Origin of the sequence: Nocardia sp. NPDC050713 (assembly GCF_040654315.1) — a bacterium.
Classification (GTDB): Bacteria; Actinomycetota; Actinomycetes; order Mycobacteriales; family Mycobacteriaceae; genus Nocardia.
The window spans coordinates 214,505-239,261 of sequence record NZ_JBFAHS010000001.1; the positions used below are offsets into that span (position 1 = coordinate 214,505).

23 protein-coding genes are annotated in these 24,757 nt (G+C 68.6%); 3 read left to right on the plus strand and 20 right to left on the minus strand.

Going from position 1 to position 24,757, the window contains the following annotated elements; genetic code table 11:
* Positions 1–9: 9 nt before the first annotated feature.
* The 7 genes from tsaD to AB0H49_RS00930 all read right to left on the minus strand — a co-directional run bounded on the left by tsaD (position 10) and on the right by AB0H49_RS00930 (position 7,262).
* Complete coding sequence (gene tsaD / locus AB0H49_RS00900; protein ID WP_355000065.1) at positions 10–1,053, minus strand: tRNA (adenosine(37)-N6)-threonylcarbamoyltransferase complex transferase subunit TsaD; 1,044 nt, start codon at positions 1,051–1,053, stop codon at positions 10–12.
* Entirely contained in the window at positions 1,050–1,568 is a 519-nt protein-coding gene (gene rimI / locus AB0H49_RS00905; protein WP_355000066.1) for a ribosomal protein S18-alanine N-acetyltransferase, read from the minus strand. Before rimI ends, tsaD begins: the two co-directional genes overlap by 4 nt.
* Positions 1,568–2,269 carry a tRNA (adenosine(37)-N6)-threonylcarbamoyltransferase complex dimerization subunit type 1 TsaB gene (gene tsaB, locus AB0H49_RS00910; RefSeq protein ID WP_355000067.1) on the minus strand — a complete coding sequence of 234 codons (702 nt, stop codon included), beginning with the start codon at positions 2,267–2,269 and terminating at the stop codon, positions 1,568–1,570. The genes rimI and tsaB overlap by 1 nt, the downstream gene beginning before the upstream one ends.
* A gap of 101 nt (positions 2,270–2,370) precedes the next feature.
* Positions 2,371–2,838, minus strand: a complete 468-nt coding sequence (gene tsaE / locus AB0H49_RS00915) for a tRNA (adenosine(37)-N6)-threonylcarbamoyltransferase complex ATPase subunit type 1 TsaE (protein ID WP_355000068.1) — start codon at positions 2,836–2,838, stop codon at positions 2,371–2,373.
* A gap of 180 nt (positions 2,839–3,018) precedes the next feature.
* Positions 3,019–4,131 carry an alpha/beta hydrolase gene (locus AB0H49_RS00920; RefSeq protein WP_357245728.1) on the minus strand — a complete coding sequence of 371 codons (1,113 nt, stop codon included), beginning with the start codon at positions 4,129–4,131 and terminating at the stop codon, positions 3,019–3,021.
* Between the two features lie 54 nt (positions 4,132–4,185).
* Complete coding sequence (alr, locus tag AB0H49_RS00925) at positions 4,186–5,334, minus strand: alanine racemase (protein WP_355000070.1); 1,149 nt, start codon at positions 5,332–5,334, stop codon at positions 4,186–4,188.
* Between the two features lie 497 nt (positions 5,335–5,831).
* Positions 5,832–7,262: an NAD(P)H-hydrate dehydratase gene (locus tag AB0H49_RS00930; RefSeq protein WP_357246580.1), complete on the minus strand. Its 1,431-nt coding sequence runs from the start codon at positions 7,260–7,262 to the stop codon at positions 5,832–5,834.
* A 169-nt stretch (positions 7,263–7,431) separates the two neighbouring features.
* On the opposite strand from AB0H49_RS00930, the gene AB0H49_RS00935 reads away from it, so the two are divergent.
* Positions 7,432–7,851, plus strand: a complete 420-nt coding sequence (locus AB0H49_RS00935; RefSeq protein ID WP_357245732.1) for a cupredoxin family copper-binding protein — start codon at positions 7,432–7,434, stop codon at positions 7,849–7,851.
* Between the two features lie 6 nt (positions 7,852–7,857).
* Here the strand turns inward: AB0H49_RS00935 and AB0H49_RS00940 are convergent, their stop codons facing one another.
* Both AB0H49_RS00940 and glmS read right to left on the minus strand, forming a co-directional pair.
* The gene (locus AB0H49_RS00940; RefSeq protein WP_357245735.1) at positions 7,858–8,016 is read right to left on the minus strand and encodes a hypothetical protein; all 159 of its coding nucleotides are present in this window, start codon (positions 8,014–8,016) and stop codon (positions 7,858–7,860) included.
* Between the two features lie 9 nt (positions 8,017–8,025).
* Positions 8,026–9,906, minus strand: coding sequence for a glutamine--fructose-6-phosphate transaminase (isomerizing) (glmS, locus tag AB0H49_RS00945; RefSeq protein ID WP_141807294.1), 1,881 nt, complete (start codon positions 9,904–9,906; stop codon positions 8,026–8,028).
* Between the two features lie 36 nt (positions 9,907–9,942).
* Here glmS and AB0H49_RS00950 point away from each other — a divergent pair, with 36 nt between their 5' ends.
* Positions 9,943–10,800 (plus strand): dienelactone hydrolase family protein, encoded by an 858-nt coding sequence (locus tag AB0H49_RS00950; protein ID WP_357245739.1) that lies wholly within the window; start codon positions 9,943–9,945, stop codon positions 10,798–10,800.
* Positions 10,801–10,932: 132 nt separating this feature from the next.
* Here the strand turns inward: AB0H49_RS00950 and AB0H49_RS00955 are convergent, their stop codons facing one another.
* The 5 genes from AB0H49_RS00955 to AB0H49_RS00975 all read right to left on the minus strand — a co-directional run bounded on the left by AB0H49_RS00955 (position 10,933) and on the right by AB0H49_RS00975 (position 14,400).
* Entirely contained in the window at positions 10,933–11,319 is a 387-nt protein-coding gene (locus tag AB0H49_RS00955) for a hypothetical protein (protein WP_357245742.1), read from the minus strand.
* 44 nt (positions 11,320–11,363) lie between these two features.
* Positions 11,364–12,962 carry a hypothetical protein gene (locus AB0H49_RS00960; protein ID WP_357245745.1) on the minus strand — a complete coding sequence of 533 codons (1,599 nt, stop codon included), beginning with the start codon at positions 12,960–12,962 and terminating at the stop codon, positions 11,364–11,366.
* Positions 12,963–12,996: 34 nt separating this feature from the next.
* Entirely contained in the window at positions 12,997–13,308 is a 312-nt protein-coding gene (locus tag AB0H49_RS00965) for a hypothetical protein (protein ID WP_357245748.1), read from the minus strand.
* Between the two features lie 477 nt (positions 13,309–13,785).
* On the minus strand, positions 13,786–14,094 hold the full coding sequence (locus AB0H49_RS00970) for a DUF6802 family protein (protein ID WP_357245751.1): 309 nt from the start codon (positions 14,092–14,094) through the stop codon (positions 13,786–13,788).
* Between the two features lie 114 nt (positions 14,095–14,208).
* Positions 14,209–14,400 carry a PspC domain-containing protein gene (locus tag AB0H49_RS00975; protein ID WP_357245754.1) on the minus strand — a complete coding sequence of 64 codons (192 nt, stop codon included), beginning with the start codon at positions 14,398–14,400 and terminating at the stop codon, positions 14,209–14,211.
* 223 nt (positions 14,401–14,623) lie between these two features.
* On the opposite strand from AB0H49_RS00975, the gene AB0H49_RS00980 reads away from it, so the two are divergent.
* On the plus strand, positions 14,624–16,276 hold the full coding sequence (locus AB0H49_RS00980; RefSeq protein ID WP_355000080.1) for an ABC-F family ATP-binding cassette domain-containing protein: 1,653 nt from the start codon (positions 14,624–14,626) through the stop codon (positions 16,274–16,276).
* Positions 16,277–16,315: 39 nt separating this feature from the next.
* On the opposite strand, the gene AB0H49_RS00985 is transcribed toward AB0H49_RS00980, so the two are convergent.
* The 6 genes from AB0H49_RS00985 to AB0H49_RS01010 all read right to left on the minus strand — a co-directional run bounded on the left by AB0H49_RS00985 (position 16,316) and on the right by AB0H49_RS01010 (position 24,685).
* Positions 16,316–17,194 carry a hypothetical protein gene (locus AB0H49_RS00985; RefSeq protein ID WP_357245757.1) on the minus strand — a complete coding sequence of 293 codons (879 nt, stop codon included), beginning with the start codon at positions 17,192–17,194 and terminating at the stop codon, positions 16,316–16,318.
* 453 nt (positions 17,195–17,647) lie between these two features.
* The gene (gene glmM / locus AB0H49_RS00990) at positions 17,648–19,024 is read right to left on the minus strand and encodes a phosphoglucosamine mutase (protein ID WP_357245760.1); all 1,377 of its coding nucleotides are present in this window, start codon (positions 19,022–19,024) and stop codon (positions 17,648–17,650) included.
* Between the two features lie 210 nt (positions 19,025–19,234).
* The gene (gene rpsI, locus AB0H49_RS00995; RefSeq protein WP_084482930.1) at positions 19,235–19,735 is read right to left on the minus strand and encodes a 30S ribosomal protein S9; all 501 of its coding nucleotides are present in this window, start codon (positions 19,733–19,735) and stop codon (positions 19,235–19,237) included.
* A complete protein-coding gene (rplM, locus tag AB0H49_RS01000) occupies positions 19,732–20,175 on the minus strand; it encodes a 50S ribosomal protein L13 (protein ID WP_067833240.1) in 444 nt (147 codons plus the stop codon). Before rplM ends, rpsI begins: the two co-directional genes overlap by 4 nt.
* A gap of 177 nt (positions 20,176–20,352) precedes the next feature.
* Complete coding sequence (locus tag AB0H49_RS01005; RefSeq protein WP_357245764.1) at positions 20,353–22,065, minus strand: hypothetical protein; 1,713 nt, start codon at positions 22,063–22,065, stop codon at positions 20,353–20,355.
* Positions 22,066–22,138: 73 nt separating this feature from the next.
* Entirely contained in the window at positions 22,139–24,685 is a 2,547-nt protein-coding gene (locus tag AB0H49_RS01010) for an FHA domain-containing protein (protein ID WP_357245766.1), read from the minus strand.
* Positions 24,686–24,757: the final 72 nt, after the last annotated feature.

The window sequence follows — 24,757 nt, forward strand, 5'->3', positions numbered from 1 at the left end:
CGATCGGCCTCAGGCGATCTGGCTGACCGAGACCGGCAGGCCCGGGTCGGTGGCGACCGTGAGCGACGAGGGTTTCGCTCCGCCCGCGATGACGTGCGCGCCGAGGGCGGCGATCATCACGCCGTTGTCGGTGCACAACCGCGGTTTCGGCACCCGCAGCGTCAAACCAGCCGCCGCGCAGCGCTCTTCGGCCAGCGAGCGGATTCGCGAGTTGGCGGTGGCCCCGCCGCCGAGCACCAGGGTGCCGACACCGACGTCCTCGGCCGCGCGGATGGCCTTCATGGTCAGCACGTCGGCGACCGCCTCCTGGAAGGACGCGGCGATATCCGGAATCGGCAGGTCCTCGGTCGCGACGCCGGCGCGCTGCGCGGACTCCACGTGGCGGGCGACGGCGGTCTTCAGACCGGAGAAGGAGAAGTCGTAGCGCGGGTCGCGCGGCCCGGTCATGCCGCGCGGGAACGCGATCGCCTTCGGATCGCCGCTGGCCGCGGCCGCGTCCAGCGCGGGTCCGCCGGGGAAGCCGAGACCGAGCAGCCTGGCCACCTTGTCGAAGGCCTCCCCCGCCGCGTCGTCGACCGTGCTGCCGAGTTCGACGATCGGCTCGGCCAGATCGGTGACGTGCAGCAGGTGGGTATGTCCGCCGGACACCAGCAGCGCGACGCACGGCGGCATCGGCCCGTGCTCCAGCGTGTCCACCGCGACGTGGCCGCCGAGGTGATTCAGCGCGTAGAACGGCACATCCCACGCCGCCGCATACGCTTTCGCGGCCGCGACGCCCACCAGCAGGGCACCCGCCAGGCCGGGGCCGATGGTGACCGCGATCGCGTCGGGCTTGGCGATGCCCGCCGCGGAAAGCGCCCGGCGCATGGCGGGCACGATCGCCTCCAGGTGCGCGCGCGAGGCGATCTCCGGTACCACGCCGCCGAAGCGCGCGTGCTGGTCGACGCTGGAGGCGACCTCGTCGGCGAGCAGCTCGCAGCTGCCGTCGGGAGCGCGGCGGACGATGCCGACTCCCGTTTCGTCGCAGGAGGACTCGATGCCCATGACGATCACGACAACACCTCGTCGGGAAGCGGGAGCGCGGTCAGTTCCGGCCTGCGCATGGTGTAGGCGTCGGCGCCGCTGGGGTGGTAGTAGTTCTTGCGCAGACCGATGATGTGAAAGCCGTGCTTGGCGTAGAGCGCGATGGCGGGCGCGTTGTCGGTGCGTACCTCGAGGAAGACCGGTCCGCCGCGCTTGCCCGCCTCCGCGAGCAGCGCCTCCAGCAGCAGCGTGCCGATGCCGGCCCGGTGATAGCTCGGGTCGACGCCGATGGTGTGCACCTCGGCCTCGGGGTGTTCGGCATCACCGAGCAGCGCCACGCCCGCGTAGCCCACCATCCGGCCGTCCTCGGCGCGGGCGGTGATGTAGCGGTTGTGCGACCCGGCCAGTTCCGAGCGGAAGGCGACCGCATGCCACGGATCGTCCTCCGGGAACAGCAGCTGCTCGAGCTCGACACAGCGCTCGATGTCGGCCGCGTTCATCGGCTCGATGTGGAAGGCGTGGGCGCGTACTTCGTCGTCCACCATCACGCTCCCGTCCGATCGAGGGTGCGATACGCGTTCTCGACCGCGTCCGGCCTGCGCAGGTAGAGCGGCACCAGCGGTTCCGGCACGGCGCGCGCGAGCAGCTCGGCGGCGGCGACGCGCACCAAGCCCGCGGGCGAGGGCGTCTCGACCGGAAGCACCGGCAGGTCGAACAGATCGACGTGCGAGGCGGAGCCCGCGATCACCGTGGCCGAGCCGTGGTCGAGCGCGGCGGGCTTGACCACATCCGGCCCCGCGACCCGGATGCCGGCGCGGTAGCGCGCCCAGTACACCTCGCGCCTGCGCGCGTCGGTCACCACGAGCAGCTCGCCGTCGGCGGCGAACTCGCCCTGGGCGAACGCGTCCGAGGCGATCGCGTCCAGACTGCACACGCCGTACACCGGGATGCCGAGCGCGTCACCGAAGGCGGCCGCGGTCGCCATGCCGACCCGCAAGCCGGTGAACGGACCGGGTCCGACGCCGGCGACGACCGCGGCGATATCTGTCCTGGAACGGCCTGCCTCGGAGAGGCATTCGAGGATCTGCGGGGTCAGCACCTCGGCGTGGGCGCGGGCATCGACCCGGACCCGCGAGGCGATGGTGCGCAGCTCGGTCGCGGTGACCGCATCGGGCGCGGCCTGCTCCAGTTCCACCAATCCCGCTGTAACGGCGGGTGTCGCGGTGTCGACAGCTAGTACAAGCATGATTGGCCCAACGATACCGGGTGGTACCTCGCCGCGGCGCGGAGCTACCGAGTAGCTAGTTCCGCAGGCCGATCCGGTGGCAGCCCCACTGTGACCTGCGTCTACTCGACCCACTCCCAGACCGCGGTTCGCACATCGGATTCCGGTTCTCTGGTCAGCAGGACGCGCAGATGCCGCTCGGCGAGGTGCTCGACGACCCCGAGGCCCCACTCCACCACGACCACCGCCTCGTGCAGATCGGTGTCGAGGTCGAGCGCGTCGAGTTCGTCCAGATCGCCGCCGAGCCGGTAGGCGTCGACGTGCACCATCGGCACCGGCGCCGCACCTTCGCGCCGACCCGCCCGGTGCTGCCTGGCGATGATGAAGGTGGGCGAGCTCACTCGGCCCTGCACGCCGAGGCCCTCGGCGATGCCGCGTGTCAAGGCGGTCTTGCCCGCGCCGAGCGGACCGTCGAGCACCACGAGATCACCCGCGCCGAGTCCGGCGGCCAGTTCGCGGCCGAGCGCCTCGGTGTCCTCCACGGTCGGCAGCGTTCGCCGTTGCTGCGTCACCGCCGACCTCCTTCTCACCCTGCCGTTGATCGGGTCGAGCGTACCGGCGCGGTCGGGATCGGCCGCGAGCAGCTTCGCGATCGACGCTCACCCGCCGACGCTTCATCGCCCTCCTCGGCGAGCCAGGCTCGCGTCCGCCGATCGCCCCGCCGACGCCACGACGGCCTCCCCACACTGAAGAACCCGGCGCGGCAAGCTTCACCCAGCCGAAGCCTCGTCGCCCTCCTCGGCGCGGAAGAACCCGGCGCGCACCAGCAGCCGATGTAGCGCGTCGTTGACGGTGTCGGGGAATTGCAGGTGCGGCATGTGGGCGGCCTCGGCGAGGCGGATCAGTTCGCTGTTCGGCAGTTCGCGGGCGAGGGCGCGCGAGTTGCGGAACGGGATCACCAGGTCGTGCACGCCGCCGAGCACCAGCGCGGGAAGCCCGGCCAGCGTCGGCAGGGCGGCCGACTCGTCGTGCAGTTCAATCGCTTTCAGGAACTTGACGATCGTCTCCACCGGGGTGTCGTCGATCATCAGCGTGGTGAATCTGGACAGCGTCGGGCTGACCGGACCGTGGAACGAGCTCACGTGCAGGATCGGCGTGATCAGGTGCCGCACCGTCGAGCGACCGGCCTGCACCAGCGCGGGCGCGGTGTGCACGGCGAGCCGGAAGCCGTCGATCGCCGGATTGCGCAGCAGCTGGGTGATGCCCGCCGCGGTGACCTCGGCCGCCGCGGTGGAGAGCAGTGCGATCGCGACCACCCGTCGCGCGAACAGCTCACGGAACTGCGCCGCCGCCGCGAGCACGGCCATGCCGCCGAGCGAATGCCCGACGAGCGCGACCGGTCCGGTGGGCGCGGTCGCCTCGATGACCGCGCCGACGTCGCGACCTAGCTGCGCGACGGTGCAGCTCTCGGTGGTCGGCGTGCCGGAGCGTCCGTGCCCGCGCAGGTCGAAGAAGACGAGTCGAACCTCTGCGCCCCAGCGCTTTTCCAGATCACGCCGCTGGAAGTGGAAGGACTCCATGCTGTTGCAGAAGCCGTGCACGAAGACGACTGTCAGTGGCGCGTCGACCGGACCGCACTCGCGGGTGGCGAGCCGGACGCCGTCTTCGGTGACGACCGCACCCGCCCGGTCTTCGGCAATGAGCGCGAAGTTCTCGTCGCGGTATTCGTCGCGACGCGCGGGCCAGAGCACCCGTGCGCCCGCGCGGCGCAGCGCGTGCGCACCGGCGAGCGCGCCGACCATGCCGGCGGTCGCCATTCCGCCGCGCCAGATGTTCGTGTGATTGTTGTTGCCCCGCAGTGCTTTCGGTCGTCGCGCTCGCATCGAGAACCCCTCATCTGTCGGCGGAACGCACGCCGACGAGTCCAGCACACGGCATCAGCACGGGCAAGCTCCGATGTGCCGCCGCGCCACCCGTCCGCGCGGCGAGCAGACGATCTCGTAGTGGATCGTGCCGAGCACGTCGGCCCAGTCCTGGGCGACGGGCTGGTCCGGGTCTGCGCCGAACATGATCGCGGTGTCGCCCTCGGCCACGCCCGCGGCGTTGTCGCCCAGGTCGACGACGAACTGATCCATGCACACGCGCCCGACGTTGGGGCGCCGCGCGCCGCCGAGCCACACGTCGAAGCGGCCGCTCAGCGGACGGAATACGCCGTCGGCGTATCCGGCGGGGACGAGGGCGACGGTGGTGTCGCGCGGCGCGATCCACTGGTGCCCGTACGAGACGCCCTCGCCCGCCGCCACCCGTTTCACCAGAGCGACCCTGGCCTGGAACGTCATCGCGGGGCGCAGGCCGAAATCGCCCATCTCCGGGACCGGGCTCAGGCCGTACACCGCGATGCCGGGGCGCACCATGTCGAAGGCCAGGTCGGGGCGGGTGACCGCGGCGGCGGAGTTGGCCAGGTGCGTGACCTCGGGCGTCAGGCCGTGTCGCTCGGCGTCGGCGATGGCCTCGATGAACCGGTCGCGCTGCACGTCGAGGAACGGGTGGTCGGGCTCGTCGGCGTGCGCCAGGTGCGAGAAGATCGCGCGGAAGCGCACGACGCCTTCCGCGACCAGGTCCCGCAGTGCGGCGAGCACCTTCGGGTATTCGTCCGGGGCGATGCCGTTGCGGTTCAAGCCGGTGTCGACCTTGAGGGTGACCGTCGCGGTCTGGCCGATCCGCCGCGCCGCTGCCTCGACCGAACGCAGATGCGCGAGCGAGGAGACGCCGATTTCGATGTCGGCGGCGATCGCGGCGGCGTAGTCGGAGCCGGAGTTGTTGAGCCAGCAGAGAATCGGCGCGTCGATCCCGGCCGCGCGCAAGTCCAGCGCCTCCGGAATCGTGGTCGTCCCGAGCTCCCGAGCCCCCGCCGCCAACGCGGCCCGCGCGACCTCCACCGCGCCGTGGTTGTAGCCGTCGGCCTTCACCACCACCATCACCGCCGCGTCCCCGGCGTACTCCCGCAGAACCCGCACATTGTGGGCAATGGCATCGAGATCGACGACGGTCTCCACTTGCGCACTCACAACAGCCGATCCTGCCATTCCGGGTGTCGGCACTGTCAGGGAGTACCGATTCCGCAGGTCATCGCGGTTTGTCAAGGGGTGATCGGTGAGGACCGGGCGTGGGATCGGGGGGCGTTGAGGTGGGGTGGAAGTGGTTGTCGAAGTGAAACGATGGCGTCCAAGGCGCTGGGGTCGACCCTCGTCAACCCGGCTAACGCCGCCAGTCACTCCCCGGCAATCGGCGAGCGGTTCGGAGTTCCCGCGAGCTGGACGGATGAGCGGATGCATGGCCGACGGGCGCCGGGTTCGGCGGCCGTTCGATTCGGCGCGAGCTGGTCGATTCCCCGAAGCGGTGCTGGGCACGACGAGTGCCGTACCCCTTACCTCCCGCAGTCAGGTGGGTTGGCGCAGCTTTGAGCCCACTGTGGTTGCGTCCAAAGAGACGCAAGGAGGCAGGGCGAAATCGAGACGGAGTGAAATGGTGGTTGCCGCGGCGGTTTCAACCGCCATATGACAGGACTCTGCCTCGAACAACTTCAGTCACTCAACGAACGCAACGTGCGAATCGCCGCGCGAAGGTGGCCGAGGAGTGGAGTCGCCGAGGTCGGGGCGGCGGTGGGGTGGTTCTCGTGGGCGGCGAGGTTGGCGGCCAAAGCGTGGGCGCGGGCGGCGGCAGCGGCGGACCAGGCGGGGTCGCGGCCCGCGGCGAGCAGGGCGCCGATGACACCGGAGAGGACGTCGCCCGCGCCCGCCGTGGCGGCCCAGGATCCGCCCGCCTCGTTGACGAGCACCGGGCGGCCCGGGGCGGCAACCAGGGTTGCTCGACCCTTGAGCAGCACGGTGACCTGCCATTTCTCGGCGAGCTCGCGCACCGCGCCGACCCGGTTCGGACCCACTTCCTGCCCGGTCAGCCGAGCGAATTCCCCCGCGTGCGGCGTCAGCACCGTCGGCGCGGTCCGGGCGCGCACCAGGTCGGGGGCCGCGGCGAGCAAGGTCAGCCCGTCGGCGTCCACCACCGTGGGCAGGTCGGTGGCGAGGATCTGCTCGAGTCGTTCGCGCGCGTCCGCGTCCGTGCCCGCACCTGGACCGAACACCCAGGACTGCACCCGGCCGGTGTCGGAAACGCTCTGCGCCGCAATCACTTCCGGGAAATGTGTAAGCACTTGCGATGCACCGGTACCCGCGTATCGCACCATGCCCGAGGTGGCCGCTACCGCACCGCCCGTGCACAAGACGGCCGCACCGGGATAGGTCGCGCTGCCCGCGCAGATACCGGTGACGCCCTGGGTGTACTTGTCGTCGGTCGACTCCGGCACCGGCCACCGCGCACCGATCTCCGCCGGTTCGAGCGCGGCGAGTTCAGGGTCGGGAAGCTCTAAACCGATGGGCACCAATTCGATTCGTCCGCACCACGGCGCCGCCAGTGCGTGCACCGGCTTGTACGCACCGAACGCGACCGTCACCGCAGCACGCACCGCGGGCCCCGCCACCGCCCCGGTATCCGGATCGACGCCGCTCGGCAGATCCGCCGCCACGATGGGAACGCGCACCCCCGCGACGATTTCCGCGGCACGCGGCCGCAGCGGACCGCGCCCGGAGATACCGACGATGCCATCCACGACCAGATCGGGCACGCCGACTTCCTCGCGTACCCGCCCGCCCGACGCACGCAGCGCGGCAAGGCCTTTCGCGTGCGCGCGGGCCGGATCGAGCAGCACCGCCGTCACTTCCACGCCCCGTCGCCGCAATTTCGCACCCGCCCACAGGGCATCGCCGCCGTTGTCGCCGGAGCCGACCAGCAGCGTCACCGCCCGCCCCGCGATGCCCCCGGTCCGCGCGCGCAGCTCGCCCGCGACGATCGTCGCCAGGCCGTGCGCCGCACGCTGCATCGGGATCCCCTCGGGCACCCTGGTGAACAGTTCGGCCTCGGCCGCGCGCACTTCGTCGGCGGTGAAATAGCCGCGCAGAACGGACATCGGCGCCTCCACTGGTTGCTTCGGGCTGGCCACCCGCCCGGACACTACCTTCTCGCGCACCGAAATCCGCCGTGCCACAGTCCCGGCGGTTCTGCCCTGCCCGCCGGACAGGCGTTCCCGACCGCTCCGGCCTCCGGCTCTGCCACTAAGCTCGAACATCATGCCGATGGTTAGCCGCGCCAAGTCCGCTCCGATCGTCACCGCGTTCGCGGTGGCCGCGACGCTGTCGCTGGCCGGCTGCGGCTCCGACGAGTCCGCACCCGAGGGGAACGGCACCGCGCAGGCCACGTCGGCATCCGGGACACCGACCGGCGAGCGCAAGGCCGCCAGCGTCACCGTCGACGTGGACGACATGAAGTTCTCGCCCGAGAACGTCACGGTCGGCGTCGGCGACACCGTCAGGTGGAAGTTCTCCGACAAGGCGCCACACTCGGTGCAGGGCATCGGAGACAAGGCCATGGGCATCAACAGCCCGATCTTCGACAACGGCGAGTGGAGCTACACCTTCACCCAGCCCGGCACCTACCGCTACCTGTGCACCCTGCACCCGGAGATGCGCGGCACGGTCACCGTCCAGTAGGTCCGGTCACACCGGCCGGTACTCCCGCATCCGCGCACCGCGCGCGGACGTGTTCAACGCCTCGACGGCCGCGACGAGCGGCGCCAGTTCCGGTTCGGCCGCCGCCTGCCCGAGCGCGCTGGACAGCGCGGCGTCGTGGGTGGGTCGGGCCTGGCCGAGCAGCACTTTCGAGACCTACTCGACCGTCACCGATTTCGCCAGGTTCCGCGGCTTGTCGACGTCGTAACCGCGCTCCTGCGCCACCTCGGCGGCGAAGATCTGTAGCGGGACGGTCGAGAGCAGTGGCTGGAAAAGGGTTGGGGCCGACGGGATTTCGATGAGATCGTCGGCGAACGGGCGCACCGTGTCGTCGCCCTCCTCCGCGATCACGATCGTCCGCGCGCCGCGCGCCTGGATCTCGCGGATATTGCTGAGCAGCTTGGAGTGCAGCACCGCGCGGCCCTTCGGCGAGGGCATCACCACGATCACCGGCAGTCCGTCCTCGATCAACGCGATCGGGCCGTGCTTGAGCTCGCCCGCCGCGAAGCCCTCGGCGTGCATGTACGCGAGCTCCTTGAGCTTGAGCGCGCCCTCCAGCGCCACCGGGTATCCCACGTGGCGGCCGAGGAACAGCACGGTCGGCACGTGCGCCAGTTCCCTGGCGATCGCGCGCACCTGCGGCGCCGTCTCCAGCACCCGCTCGACCAGCTTCGGCATGGCCTCCAGCTCGCGGAACTCGCGCGCCACCTCGTCTGGGTACTTGGTGCCGCGGGCCTGCGCCAGCGCCAGACCCACCAGGTAGTTCGCGGCCACCTGCGCCAGGAACGCCTTGGTGGAGGCGACGCCGATCTCGGGCCCGGTGCGGGTGTAGAGCACCGCGTCGGACTCGCGCGGGATCTGCGCGCCGTTGGTGTTGCAGATCGCGAGCACGCGCGCCTTCTGCTCCTTGGCGTGCCGCACCGCCTCCAGTGTGTCGGCGGTCTCACCCGACTGCGAGATCGCCACGACCAACGTCGACCGGTCCAGGACCGGGTCGCGGTAGCGGAACTCGCTGGCCAGCTCCACCTCGACGGGCAGGCGCGTCCAATGCTCGATCGCGTACTTGGCCAGCAGACCCGCGTGATACGAGCTGCCGCACGCCACCACGAAGACCTTGTCGAACTCGCGCAGTTCCTGATCGGCGAGGCGCTGCTCGTCGAGCACGATCCGGCCGCCGGACTCGTCGGTGGTGAAGTGCCCGATCAAGGTGTCGGCGACCGCGGTCGGCTGCTCCTCGATTTCCTTGAGCATGAAGTAATCGTGGCCGCCTTTCTCGGCGGCCGCCAGATCCCAGTCGATGGTGAACGGGCGGGTGCGCACCCCGTCCTCGGCGCCGGAGAAGTCGGTGACCTTGTAGCTGTCCGAGGTGATCACCACGGCCTGGTCCTGACCGAGCTCTACCGCCTCGCGGGTGTGCTCGATGAACGCGGTGACGTCCGAGGCGATGAACATCTCGCCCTTGCCGACGCCGACGACCAGCGGGGTGCTACGGCGCGCCGCCACGATCACGTCCGGGTGGTCCGCGTGGGTGAAGACCAGCGTGAACGCGCCCTCTAGGCGGCGCAGCACGGCCAGCGCGCTGGCCGGGAAGTCACCGGCGGTCGGCCCGTCGGCGTAGGCGCGGGCCACCAGGTGCACCGCGACCTCGGTGTCGGTGTCGCTGAGCAGCTCGACGCCCGCGTTCTCCAGCTCGCGCCGCAACGGCGCGAAATTCTCGATGATGCCGTTGTGCACCACCGCGACCTTGCCGGAGATGTCGCGGTGCGGGTGCGCGTTGCGGTCGGTCGGCGCGCCGTGCGTCGCCCACCGGGTGTGTCCCATGCCGGTGGTACCAGCGAAGCCGGCGACCCCGGTTTCGGCGAGCTCGGCCTCCAGATTGGCCAGCCTGCCCGCTTTGCGCTCGACCGCGAGAGCGCCCGCTCCGTCCAGGATTGCGACGCCCGCGGAGTCGTACCCGCGATATTCCATGCGGCGCAATGCGTCAACGACGACGCCGAGCGCGTCCCGGTACCCGACGTAGCCAACGATTCCGCACATGGCTCACCAGAGTACTTATCGGATAACGTTCACGTCGTGTCGGCGTCTGTGAAATCGCTACTGAGCACCCTGACCAGCCGCGGCCCGCACCGGGTGCTGCGGGGGAACCTGGCCATCGCGGGCCAGCCGGGGGTGGTCTATACGCCCGAAAACGGGCTCGGCCTGCCCGCCGTCGCCTTCGGACACGGCTGGCTCACCGGCGTCGCCAACTACCGTGAACTGCTCCAACACCTCGCGTCCTGGGGTTACGTCGTCGCCGCCCCCGACACCGAGCGCGGGCCGATTCCGTCACATCTCGGCCTGGCGACCGACTTGCTCACCGCGCTCGACATCTGCACCGGCGTGCGCCTCGGCGACGGCGAGATCAGCGTGCACCCCGACAAGCTCGCCCTGGTCGGGCACGGCATGGGAGCGGGGGCCGCCGTCATCGCCGCCGCTCAACGCCGGGTCGCCGCGCTCGCCGCCCTCTACCCCGCGCCGACCGCCCCCTCCGCGGAGACCCTCGCCCCCGACCTCGACATCCCCGCGCTCATCGTGGCCGGTGCCACCGACGTCTCCTCCGTCAGCTCCAACGCCTTCCCCCTCACCGCGGCCTGGGGCGGCGAAGCGCTCCTGCGCACCGTCGACGGCGCCTCCCACAACGGCATCATCGAGGGCCGGCGCGCCCTCGCCGCCCTCGGCGCGGGCAAGCACGAAGCCAAGACATCGCGCACCACCCGCGCCCTCCTCGTCGGCTACCTCAACTACCACGTCCTCGGCGACAAGACCTACAAGCCCTTCGCCGACCCGGAAGCCGCCATCCCCCACACCCAACTCGTCGACCCGAACGCCCCGCAGGAAGAGGAACGGCCAAAACTCTCTGTCGGCACCCTCACCCAGCTGCTGCGCAAGTAGGCGCCTCACCCGCAGAGCGGCGCGTCCACCCACCAGTGGTCGAGGAGCTGCTGTAGCCCGTCCGATCGATACCGATCAAGTACCTGGACAGCCGCGGGTCGCCCGGGAAGTCGTGGGCATGTCGCTATCGGTTCAGATCAGCCAACTCTTGCGCCGGTAGTACTCCGACTCGGGGTCATCGTCCTCATCGATCGGCGTGACGACATTCTTCGATTTGCGCGCCGCGATGGACCGCGCGATCGCCTCCCGCTGCTCCCGCGCTTCGGCCGCGAGGCGTTCCTGCTCGGCACGGGCCTCGACTTCCTGCCGTTCCTTTTCTTCGGCTTCGGCCTGGGCCTTGGCGATCTCCTCGCCATGCTCTGCCCAGAACTCCCGCATCGCCGCCGCGGACTGCTCCGCGAGTTCGCGGCTCTTGTCGGCCGTCCTCTGGTTTATCTCGATCAAATCTTCGGAGATCGCTGCGGATATCCGACGGCACTCGTCGCCGATCCGCTCCATCTCCTCGGCGTAATTCACCATGACTGCACTCCTAGCCGATCCCGATCAGACTGCCTGCGCCGGAATCACAACGGTCCCGCCTCGGCCAACTGCGCACCGCTGTCGAACGGCTCTTCCGGTTCCGCGTCCTCTTCCACGACGGGCGCCGGAATAGGCTCCGGCTTGTACTCGCCGTCCTCTTCTCGCTTGGTGCCCGGCGGAACTGACGGCGTCGCACCGGGATTGCCGGTACCGCCCTCCGGATTCTGACCGCCGTCGGCGGGCTTGTCCTCGCCGGGAGGAGGAGCCTCTTCCTCGCCAGGCTTCTGCTCGGTACCCGTGATGACGGGATTGCCGTTCTCGTCGAACTTCATGCCATATTCGTGCGATGTGCCGTCGGGATCGGTGGCGACCAGCTTCAACTGTCCGTCGGGACCCATTTCGACGGTCAAATGCTTTCCAGCGAGGTCGAATTCGGCCTTCGCCTTGTCGTCCTTGTTCTCCTCGTCGGTCTTCGCGTCCTCTTCCGATTGCTTCGTGACCTCTTCCAACTGCTCCAATGCCGTGTCGACGCCGTCTTGAACGACGCCGCTCAGCGCGCTGAGGCCCGTGCTCAATCCCGTGGCGAGGGTGCTTGCCAGCGGAGAGAGCGTGCTCACCAAGCTCGCAAGACCCTCCAACGGATTGGATGTCGTGGTGTTCGAAGGTTTCGTCGTGTCATCGTCGGTCGTGTCGTCCGGCGTGGTGCCCGGGCTGGGACCTGGGCTCGGGCCGGGACTCGGGCCCGGGCTGGGACCTGGGCCGGGATCTCCCGGCGAGGGATTGTTCGTCTTGGGCGTCCCGGCGGGTCGGGGGTACGACTCCTCGGAGATCTTCTTCACCGCGTTGATGATCAGGTCGTACGCCTCGATGACCTTGAGATCCGTCTGATTACAGGCTTCGAGGAATTTCGTCGTTTTCGATGCGTAGTCCGGCTTGAAGACGTTGTCCAGCCAGTGTTGGCACCGTTCCTTGATCATTTCTGCGTAAGGAGTACCCCCTATTACCAAACCTTGGAGGAAAAAGCCGTTCGTGCCCGCGTTGATCCCATCTATGAAGCCCTCCCGCATATCCGGAAAGATCCGTTCGATCCTTCTGGCCGCAGTCTCGCCAGACAATCGGTTGGACAAGCCGATACCCTCGGCCCCAGAAATGATCGCGTCGATATCCTCCGGCGTTTTACCGCCGATCCTTATCTCCGTGCCGTTCTCCAGAATATGGAGCACTTGGTCCGACTTTATCTTGACGGCTAAGCGAAGACTCTGCGGCGCCTTTTCGAAAGCCTCGAGGATTTCCTGGGCGATTTTGGCATCCGCGTCGGCCAGCCTGAGCTGAGTAGCCATCATCGTCAGCGCCCTTGTTGCCGCGTCACCCTGCCATGCCTGCGAAATGCTCTGCGATGTCGTCGATTGCACAGTGTGTTGTTCTTGCATCGCCTTGACAACCTCTTTCAAGGCGTCGACCGTGTGCGTGAGCTTGTCCTCGTTCAGCCCATTCTGCTCATAGAACCGCTCGTGCAGCTCTTTATAGCTCTTCAGGTCGCCGGACAATCTACCGAAGGCACGCGTATAGCGAGGCTCGAAGTGTTCGAAGTACCACAACATCTTCGATCCGTGGTCCAGCAGCTGAGCGACAGTGCTGGACACGGGAGCATCGGAAGTCATTCCTCGATCCCCCAGGTCACTTGTTGTTCAGTTCGCTGGCACGCTGTTCGTCCACGGTGGAGTAATTCACCACCGCGGCGCCGATTACGTCCGCGGTGGCGCCGCTCGCGTTCGACCAGTCATCGATGCGTTGGCGCAACTCTTCCAGCCCGGCCTGAATGTCCTTGCCCTTACTCGTGTACTTCGTTCCGGCGTCTCCCGGCCCGAAGAGGTTGTCGCTGATCTTCTTGATCTGTTTCTTGACGACGTCGGTCGACGCCTGAAGCTCGTTGCTCAACCTGCCGAGCTCACCGGTCTTGACACCAAGTGTGCTGCTCGTGTTGGTCATCAGTACGGGGCCCCTCCGTAGTCGCTTCGTCCGATCCCCAGCTCGGAACCCTAGGTAGCCTAGGCACGCCGAGTATCGCCATACCTTCTTCGACGTGTTTGGCCCGCACTCGGTTCCATCGGATCCACGCGATTCGCCGCAGTCGTACCGAGAAACCTACTGGGCGGAGCGGCGCGGCTCAATCGGGACCGTTGTGCGTGGACGCAGGTTCCGATGATCCGCACGTGATGTGCGGATCATCGCAGCCTGCGGCCTGGTTCACCCCTGCATGGGGTCGGCGTTCGGGGGCCGTATGGGAGGTGAGTGTAGTCGGCGCGGCGGAGTCGTGTGGTGGCACGCGTTTTCGACCTTGTGATGAAACTCGTTCGGCCGAGTCGGGTGGCCGTCGTTGGCACGGAGTCCTGTGAGCCACACGGCGACTCACGAAAGAGTCTGTGGCGGGCGCCTTTTGATGGTGCGCCCGCCGGCGAACGGCGACTACTCCCCGATCTTCCCCTGGTCGGTGCGGACCCATTCGGAGGAGCCGTCGGGGTGGCGGTGGAACTCCCAGGCGGCGTAGTCGCCGTCTTTTTCGACGACCGTGACGTGGTCGGCGAAGCCGTCGTGGTCGTAGTCGGTCCAGACCTGCATGGCGTCGTCGCCCTGGGTGGTGATCGAGTCCAGGATGCCGTCGGCGTTGATGTCCTGGGTGGGCTGGTTCAGTTCGACAGCCCCGAGGCCGTCCAAGGGGGTGGACGCGTCGATGTCGGGTAGATCCATGCCCGGGAACTCGCCGGACGTGATCATGGCTCCTCCTCGGACGGGACTCGTGCGATGGTGCGGAACTCCGGCAGGCGCGCGGAATCACTCCATCCTGTCATCCACGAGTCCCTGGCGCAGCCCCCGACCCGGTCGCGGTGGTCACTTTTTCGGAATCACCAGCCACAGAACGAGGTACAGGATGAACTGCGGGCCGGGCAGCAGGCAGGACAGGACGAACAGCAGCCGGACGATGCCGGCGTTCCAGCCGAAGTACTGTGCGATGCCGCCCCAGACTCCGGCGATCCACTTGTCGTGGGAGGTGCGGGTGAGGCGGCGGGCGGGTGCGGTCATCGGATTTCCCTCTCTGGTGTCGATCGCTGTGCCATCCACTCTCCGCGTGCGGGCGCTCGCGCACATCGGTCCGTCGACCCATCGGGACCCTGATTTCTTCGCGCGACGACTCAGGGTGAAACCCCGAGCGCGGGCGCGGATCCGGTTCGCCCGGTCTCCGGCGGCGCCCTTTCGAGTGCGCCCGCGTGCGGCGGGCCGACGGGAAGACGGCAGACTTCTCCCTGTGAGCACCACTTTGCATGCGCGCGGACTCTCCGCCGGACACGGCGAACGCACCCTGTTCGACGATCTGGACCTGACGCTCGCTCCGGGTGACGTGATCGGCTTGGTCGGCGTCAACGGCGCGGGCAAGTCGACGTTGCTGCGCATGCTCGCCGACCGGGCGACGCCCACCGGCTCGATCACGCTCAGCCCGCCGGACGCGACGGTCGGCTACCTCGCGCAGGAGCCGGAGCGGATCCCCGGCGAAACGGTCTTGGAGTTCCTCGGCCGCCGCACGGGGGTCACGGCGGCGCAGCATGCGATGGACTCCGCCGCGGAACGGCTGGCCGAGGGCGGTGCGGACGACTACACGCCCGCGCTGGAACGCTGGCTCGCGCTCGGCGGGGCGGATCTCGATCAGCGGGCGGAGGAGGTCGCCGCCGAGCTCGGCCTCACCGAGAGCCTCGCAACGGGGTTGGACACGCCGATGACGGGTCTTTCCGGTGGTCAGGCGGCCCGTGCCGGTCTGGCATCGGTCCTGTTGTCCCGCTTCGACATTCTGCTGCTCGACGAGCCGACCAACGATCTGGACCTGGACGGACTCGCTCGGCTCGAGCAGTTCGTCACGGGCGTGCGGGTGCCGCTGATGGTGATCAGCCACGATCGAGAGTTCCTGGCGCGCACGGTGAACCGGATCGTCGAACTCGATCTGGCGCAGCAGCAGGTGGGCGTCTACGACGGCAGCTACGAGTCGTACCTCGCCGAACGGGCGATCGCGCGGCAGCACGCCAGGGACGCGTACGAGGAGTACGCCGATACCAAAGCGGGACTGGAGGCGCGGGCGCAGATGCAGCGCAACTGGCTCGAGCACGGCGTGCGCAACGCCCGCCGCAAGGCCCGCGACCCGAAGAAGCTGGATTCCGACAAGGCAGGCCGCAAGATGCGCGCCGAGTCGACCGAGAAGCAGGCGGCCAAAGCCCGCCAGACGCAGCGCCGCATCGAGCGGCTGGATGTCGTCGATGAGCCGCGCAAGGAGTGGGAGCTGCGAATGTCCATCGCCGCGGCGCCGCGCAGCGGGTCGGTGGTCGCCACGGTCTCCAACGCGACGGTCACCCGGGGCGATTTCACCCTCGGGCCGGTGACGACCCAGGTCGACTGGGCCGATCGGATCGTGCTGACCGGTGCGAACGGTTCCGGCAAGTCGACGCTGCTCGCGCTGCTGCTCGGCAAGATCCAGCCCGACTCCGGGACCGCGACGCTCGGCTCCGGTGTCGAGATCGGGGAGGTCGATCAGGCGCGCGGACTCTTCCGTGGGACCGCCTCCCTCGCGGACACTTTCGGCGCGCAGATGCCGGACTGGCCGGATGCCGAGGTGCGCACGCTGCTGGCGAAGTTCGGGCTGCGCGGGCCGCACGTGCTGCGTGCTTGTGACACGCTCTCGCCCGGCGAGCGCACGCGTGCCGCGCTGGCGCTTTTGCAGGCGCGCGGGGTGAATCTGCTGGTGCTGGACGAGCCGACGAACCACCTCGACCTGCCCGCGATCGAGCAGTTGGAGCAGGCCGTCGAATCCTTCACCGGCACAATGCTGCTGGTTACGCACGATCGACGGATGCTGGATTCGGTTCGTGCGACGCGGCGTTGGCATATGGACAACGGCAAACTCATCGAGGACTGACCGGCCTGTCCGCGCTGTGGGGAGTTGGATAGCCATTGCTCACCGCCCCCGCATCGCGCATCGGATGGGCTCGATGAAGTTCTCCGGTCGCAGGTACACGTCGGTCGCGGTCGCGTAGTAGACGGTCCAACCGTCCGCCGAGAGCCGGTTGTGCCGCAGGTCGTCGCGTGCTGCCGCGGCTTCGCCGGAATGCCGTGTGGCGCTGTCGTACTCCAAGCCGATGCGCCACTCGGGCCACCCGAGATCGAGTCGCCGTAGCCCATTCCTGGTAGACACCTGGACCTGCGGCTCGGGGCGCGGCAGTCCGGCGTCGATACAGCGCAGCCGTGTCCGCGACTCCATCGGCGACTCCGCGCGACCGTCCGCGATCTCGATCAGTTCCACTGCCTGCACGTAGCCGCGGCGGCCCCGGTGGCGTTCGCTCTCCGCGAGCAAGGCCGTACGGGAAAGTCCGAGGCGCAGTGCGGAGTCCAACGTCGCCAGTGTGTCGAGTCGGTCGGTGGTACGCGCGACGTCGACGGCGGTTCGGATCGCGTTCGTGGCCACGATGCCGTTGATCAGTTCCAAGTCCCCCGGCTCTGTCCGATCGCTGTGCACCACCAGGCGCGAGGTTCGGGATCGGTGGGCGCCGAGCACATGGGTTGCACTGCTCTCGGTCACCGCGAATCCATGCAGCTCCGCGGCTGTCTCGTACGCGGCGGCCAGCGACTGGGCTCCGATCGATAGTCGCGCGGCCTCTACTCGCAGTTGAGGGGTCGACGATGTCGCGGATTCGCGGTAGACGCCGTGGAACACGCGCACCCAGTCGCCGCGGTCGACGCGAGTGCGCATTTCGGCGCGGGTGTACTCGCACAAGGCCTGCCAGGCGGTGAAGGCGCCGAATTGCTTGTCTCGAACTTCCGTCAGTCCCGGTCGCATGGGACCACTTTGGGCTGACCGCGTGGGAGGCTGGATTTGGTGACCTGGGGAAATGGTTGGGCGGTGGACAACTCTGCGCCTGTGGACAACTCGCCGGTCAGTGCGTGCAGGGACTGCTACCGCGTCGAGGGTCGGTGGTATGACTCAGCTGTTCGTGGGGTCCGGGCTCGGGGTTGGTCGGGCATTCTCCCGACACCACGCGCCCAGCACCGCTCACGGTAAACCATGGCAGGCAGACCAATTCGAATCAGCGAACCCGAGATCACGTCACCCAACGCAACCACGAAACCTAGCCCGCGCCACAGTCTTACCCGCCCTGAGGAGACCAGCTTGCGGCTGTCACTGCCAAGCCCCAAGCACGTGACCAGCCTGCGAAGCTCTCGGTACACCAGCCAGCAGCCGCCACGCCACTACTGGAAGGCCGAGCGATGCAAGCCAACCAACCAGCCGAACCTAAACCGAAGCAACCCGCTTCGCCAGATCATCCGCAAGCTGCTTCGCCTGCACCAAGTCGGTCGCCTCCACCATCACCCGAACCAATTGCTCGGTACCGCTGGGACGCAACAGAACTCGCCCGGAATCCCCCAGCACACGCTCGGCTTCCGACACGGCATCGCGCACTTCCGGCGCGGCGGCGACCGCGGCCTTGTCGTTCACCGGCACGTTCACCAGCACCTGCGGCACCGTCTCGAGGACGCTGGCGAGGTCGGCGAGGGTGCGGCCGGTCTGGGCCATCCGCGCCATCAGGCGCAGGCCGGTGAGGATGCCGTCGCCGGTCGTGCCGAACTTCGGGAAGACCACGTGGCCGGACTGCTCGCCGCCGAGGCTGTAGCCGCCGCGGCGTAGTTCCTCCAGCACGTAGCGGTCGCCGACGGCGGTGGTACGCAAGGCGATTCCGGCCTCGCGCATGGCGATGTGCAGGCCCAGATTGCTCATGACGGTGGCGACCAGCGTGTCCTTCGCGAGCTCGCCCGCGTCCTTCATGGCCAGCGCGAGGATCGCGAGGATCGCGTCACCGTCGACGATGTTGCCGTCGGCGTCCACGGCGAGGCAGCGGTCGGCATCGCCATCGTGGGCGAGTCCGAGGTCGGCGCCGTGCTCGCGCACCGCGCGCTGCACCTGCTCGAGGTGGGTCGAACCGCAGCCGTCGTTGATGTTGAGGCCGTCGGGTTCGGCGTTGATGGCGATCACCGTCGCGCCCGCCTCGCGGTACGCGGCAGGACCGACCTCGGCCGCGGCGCCGTGCGCGCAGTCGACCACCACGGTGAGTCCGCTCAGGTCCTGCCCGGTGCCCTCGACCAGATGCTCGACGTACCGCTCGTGGGTGCCTTCGAGGCTGTACTGATCCGGGATGACCAGGCCGTGGTCGCGCGCGCCGGAGGCGTTCAGCACTCGACCGATGTCCGCTCCGGTCGGACGCTGCGTGGCGTCCTCGGCGAGCAGTGCCTCGATCCGGTCCTCGACGGCGTCGTCGAGCTTGTGACCGCCCGCGGCGAAGATCTTGATTCCATTGTCCGGCATGGGGTTGTGCGAGGCGGAGATCATCACGCCGAGGCACGCGTCGTAGAGGCCGGTGAGGTAGGCGACGGCGGGCGTCGGCAGCACACCCACCGAGAGCACGTTCACGCCAGCCGCGGTCAGTCCGGCGGTCACGGCGGCCTCCAGCATCTCGCCGGATGCCCTCGGGTCGCGGCCTACCACCGCGAGCGCGCGCTTCTTGCCGCGGCCGAGCACCTGCGCCGCCGCTCCGGAAACTCGCAGTGCCAGTTCCGGACTCAGCGATCCGTTGGCAAGCCCGCGGACACCGTCGGTGCCGAACAAACGTCCCATACCTCGCCCCTCATCGGTGGTTTCGCGACATGCGCGTTGGCCCGCAGGCGTCGGCCTGAGCAACCGCAGGGCCCGCGAACGCCGCGACTCAATACAGCGAGAGCAGGCGACCAGCGGTGCTGGAAGCCTGCTCTCGTACAGCTGCCGCGCCGACCATACCGCCCCCGGCACCCCCAGGGTGCCGGATGGCGGTGATCGACGAAGCCAAAATCAGCGCTTCGAGTACTGAGGCGCCTTACGCGCCTTCTTCAGACCGTACTTCTTGCGCTCGGTGGCACGCGGGTCACGGGTCAGGAAGCCGGCACGCTTGAGGGCGGGACGGTCCTCGGGGGTGACCTCGATCAGCGCGCGGGCGATGGCCAGACGCAGGGCGCCTGCCTGACCCGACGGGCCGCCGCCGACCAGGCGGGCGTGCACGTCGAAGGACTCGGTGCGCTCGACGGTCACCAGCGGCGACTTGACCAGCTGCTGGTGCACCTTGTTCGGGAAGTAGTCCTCGATGGTGCGGCCGTTGAGCACGAAGTTGCCGGAGCCGGGCAGCAGCCGGACGCGGACGACGGCTTCCTTGCGGCGGCCGACGGTCTGCACCGGGCGATCGATGACGACCGGGGCGTAGGCGGCGGGCTCGGCGTCGTAGCCGTAGTCCTCCTCCACGACCTCGACGGCGGCCTCTTCGGCGAAGTCCTCGTTGAATTCCTCGGGAGCGGTCACTGGGCCACCTGCTTGATCTCGAACGGAACGGGCTGCTGAGCGGCGTGCGGATGGGTCGGGCCCGCGTAGACCTTGAGCTTGCCCGCGATCGCGTTGCCCAGCTTGTTCTTCGGGATCATGCCCTTGACGGCCTTCTCCACGAGACGCTCCGGACGGGTCTCCAACACCTGACCGACAGTGCGCGACTTGAGGCCGCCCGGGTGCCCGGAGTGGTGGTGGATGAGCTTGTCGGTGCGCTTGTTGCCGGAGATGGCAATCTTGTCCGCGTTGATGATGATGACGAAATCGCCACCATCGAAGTTCGGCGCGTAGGTCGGCTTGTTCTTGCCACGCAGCAGATTCGCTGCCTGGACGGCAAGACGGCCGAGCACTACGTCAGTGGCGTCGATGACGTACCACTTACGGGTCACGTCACCCGCCTTGGGGCTGTACGTAGGCACAGTGCTTCCCTGTCTGTAGTCGGTGTTGCCAGCCAAAAGCGTGCGGTCGAGGTGACCCCGGCGGCCGGTTGAGACCCGGGCCTCGGTGCGCGAACCGGTGATCCACGAGGAATCTCCCGATCGCCCACACGCCAACGCAGAACGATACCAGGAAGGTATCGAGGTCCCCGAATCCGGTCAGATCTCGACCGGGGCCCCCGGGTCGATCGCGCCCGGCGGGCCGGGCACCACGTACCGCAGCGTGTCCATGCTCGGCGGCGCGCATTCCGAATCCACCGCGGCGGGCTCCCGGACAGAGGCGATTCCCTGCTTGCGCTCGCCCGGCGCGACGTGCGGCGTCAGACCGCAGGCCACGGGTACGACCTCGTCGACCACCGAACGGACCGGCTCGGCGGCGCCGGTGAGCTCGATCCGGTCACCCTCGGCGGGCATGGCGACCACGGCCAGCGCTACCGCGCCGGCGATGGCGTGCGCGCCGAACAGGTTGCCTTTCATCTTGCCCCAGATCTTGCCCTTGCGGCCCTTGCCGTCCTCGTCGTCGTCCTCGAGCTCGGACGAGGGCGCCTGCCAGGAACCCTGCTGGTTCGGCGGCGGATAAGGCGACCGCGGACCGGGCGGCAGCGAGTCGGGAGCCCGGTGACCAAGGGCGGCGTTCCGCTGATCGTCGCCGTGCTGGCCTGGCGGCCTGGTGAACCGGCTGCCCAACTCCGCGAGGTTCGGCGGAAGACCACGCGCCAGATCCTCGCGGGTTACGCGCGTGGTCGGCTCCTCGCTGGGCGCGGGTTCGGCGTTCGGCGGCACCGTCGGGTAACCGGGGCCGTAGGTGACCACGGGCGATCCCGACGGAGCCTGCGGACCGAGATCGGGCCGCTGAACCGTTTCCGGTGGACGTTGCGCCGATTCGACCGGCCGCTGAGCCGGTTGCACAGGTGGTTCGACAGGCCGCTGACCCGCATCGGCCTGCCACTGCCCAGGATGCTGTGCATGCGGCGGATACTCGCTCCGCGGCTCCGCATGCCGACCGCCCTGCTCCGGCTCCTCCTCCGCACTGTCCGTGACCAGCAGGTGAGTGGCACCCAGGACCAACGCGTGCATCGGATGATCGGCGACATGCAACCGGTGACCCAGGTGATTCTGGAATGCGAACCGCAACGCCTCGTTGAAGCAGACATTGCCGCTCAGCAGCACCGTCGACGTGTCCGCGCCGATGGATCGGGCCGCGGCCATGACCTCGATCACCACATTGTCGGCCGAGCGCGCGTCGCGCATGGCGTCGCTGGTGACCGGCACGTCGACCGATTCGGTGGGCTGCTCGTCGTCACCGTGCACCGCGACGACCAGCATCGTGCGGCCGTCGGAGTAGACGCCGGTCGCGCCGACACCACGCGGGTTGCGCTTGTCGGGCGCGCGCACCAAACCGAGGGCGCGCACGTACCCCGAGAGCGCGACGCTCTCCGGCAGCGGTTCGACCACCACGTCGAGCGTCTCGACGAGCTCGGCGTAGACCTCGACCTTCTCGTCCGGCCAGCCGTCCGGAAAGGGCAGCGCCACCACGTCCGGCTTGCCGCGCAGGTACTTGCCGATGGCGGCGAGCGGGTTGTACATCCTGGCGCGGAAGACCATCTCCGCGGGCCAAGTCGCCCCGGCCACCACGATCTGCGGGTGACCGAGGATGTCGCGCACGTCGGCGATGGCCATCCCGAGGTCGGGACGCTGCCGGTCGACACCGGCGGTGTGCAACCGACCGGACGAATCGGCCAGCAGATACGCCGGCGGCGTGTACGTACCCTCCACCTGCACCGGCCGGATCGGAGTTCGCCCGCCGCCCGCTGCCACGGACACCACATCCCAACCGAGATGCACTGCCCCTACTCGCACCGTCACAGTCATAAGTGTGCCTGCTGCGCGAGCGAGATGCGCGCGATCCCAGCCGACCCCAGGTCGTGGCGGTTCGAGTAGGTGATCACGTCGCGGACTTCTTCAGTCGTAGCCGCTGCCAGGTGATGACCGCGAGAACACCGGTGATGACCAGCAACAGCGTCACGTCGAGGAACCAAATGCCTGCCGAATGCTTCCACAGGTTGTCTTGCTGGGCGTTGGCGAAGATCTCGAGGATGTCGACGGTCGACGCGCCCGCGGCGTAACCCCAACGCGAGGGGAACAACCATGAAACCTGCTCCAGCACCACACGGTCGGTGACCGGGATGAGTCCACCCGCCATCACGAGCTGCACCATGATCATCACGACCAGCATCGGCATGACCTGCTCGTTCGACTTCGCCAAGCTGGAGATCAGCAATCCGAAGACCACACAGCAGACCGCGGTCAGCGCGATATCGATGTACAGCTCGACGCTGCCCGAGGAGAACACCGAACCCTGGCCCGGCGGGTTCTTGCCCGCCAAGGTGATGCCGACGAGCACCGCCGCCTGCAAGAACGCGGTGACGCTGAACACCGCGATCTTCGCCATCAAATACGCCGAGGGCAGCAGGCCGACCGCCCGCTCGCGGTAGAAGATCGTCCGCTCGCCCACCAGATCACGGACGGTCAACGTGGCGCCCATGAAGCAGGCGCCGAGGATGAGCACGACAAGCAGCTGCTGGGTCTCGCCGCCGCCGACGCGCACGATCTCACCGGTGGGCAGGGTTGTCAGCCCGCCGGGCGCGAAACCGTTCTTGCCCGGCACCACGAGTGAAAGCACGCCGAGGATGACCGGCAGCAGCAGCAGGAAGATCAGGTAACCGCGATCCGCGAAGATCAACCGAATCTGCCTGCGCACCAACGTCGAGAACTGCTTGAACCCACTCGACTGCGGCGGGCTGCCCGCGGGTCCGTAGCGCGGCGGCGGTGGCGGCGGCGGAGCGAACGCCTGTCTGGATCGGTAGGCGGCGAAGGCCTGGTCCGGATTGGCCGCCACATTGGCGAAGATCTCCGCCCAGTCGCTGGTGCCCAAGGCCCCGCCCACCCCGGCCGGATGTCCGCAGAACGCGGTCTTGCCGCCCGGAGCCAGCAGCAGCACCTGATCGCACATGTCCAGGCAGGCCACCGAGTGGGTGACGACGATGACCACGCGCCCGGCGTCGGCCAGCTCGCGCAGCATCACCATGACCTGCCGGTCCAGCGCCGGGTCCAGACCCGAGGTCGGCTCGTCCAAGATCAGCAGCGACGGGCCGGTGAGCAGTTCGAGCGCCACCGAGGCGCGCTTGCGCTGACCGCCGGAGAGCCGGTCGACCCTGGTGTCGGCGTGCTCGGTGAGCGAAAGTTCCTTCAGCACACCGTCGATCACCTGCTGGCGGTCGGCCTTGGTGGTGTCGGGCGGCAGCCGCAGTTCGGCGGCGTAGCCGAGCGCCTGGCGCACCGTGAGCTGACGGTGCAGCACGTCGTCCTGCGGGACCATGCCGATACGGGAACGCAGCGCCTCGTACTCGGCGTGCAGGTTGCGTCCCTCGAAAGTCACCACGCCGCCGGACGGTTGGGTGGTGCCCGCGATCAACTTCGACAGAGTCGACTTGCCCGCGCCCGACGGACCGATGAGCGCGGTCAGCGTGCCGCGGCCCGCCTGCATGTTCACGTCGACGAGCAGCTGCTTGTTGCCCTCGACGGTGAATCCGACGCCGTGCACGTGCAAACCCTGTTCGGCGACCGGCTTCTGCCGATGCACCAGAGTGCCCTGCTGGACGACGAAGTCGACGTTGCCGATGGTGACGATGTCGCGCTCGCGCAGCACGGTGCGCTGCTGACGAGTGCCGTTGACGAAGGTGCCGTTCGCCGAGCCGAGATCCTCGATGGTGAGGCCCTCGCTGGCCGCGATCAGGCGAGCGTGCTTGCGGGAGGCCAGCGGATCGTTGACGACGATCTGGTTGTCGGTGGTGCGGCCGATCGCGAGACCGGCGGACGGAATCCGGTCGGCCCTGGCGATCGGCGAGGTCGACGCTCTGGCGCGCAGCGGCGGCAGCGCGGAGGTGTCGGCCTTGGTCGTCATGCTGAAGTTGGGCTGCTGCGGCGTCGGCTGCGAGGGCGGGTGATGCGCCCCGACTGGTTGATGCGAAGGCGTCGGTTGATGTGACGGGGCGGGCTGATGCGCTTGCTGCCCGACCGGCGGACGGTTCGGATGCTGATAGCTAGGCCGTTGCCGAACAGCCTGCTGCGGTTGCGAAGACGGCGGCGGCGTCTGTGCCCGCGCGTGCCGGACCGGCGCCGCGGCGGGCAGCAGATGCAGCAGCGGACCGCTGATCGCGTCACCGAGCCTGACCTGCGTCGGGCGGTCGATCGACACCGGCTGACTCAGCCGGCGCGCGTCGACGAAAACGCCATTGGTACTGCCGTTGTCGGTGAGAACCCAGCCGCTCCCCTGCCAGGTCAGCGTCGCGTGCACTCGCGACACCAGCGGGCTGTCGACGAACAGCGTCACCTCGGGCGCACGGCCCATGGTGATTTGCTGGTTCGAATCGAAGACCCGTTCAGTTCCATCATGGCGCACGGTGATGGTCTGCGCCCCCGGTAAAGACATGCAGCGGATACTATGCCATCAACCGGACATCGGCGGTGCCCCCGACGCGCCTATCGTCCCGATCCGGCGACC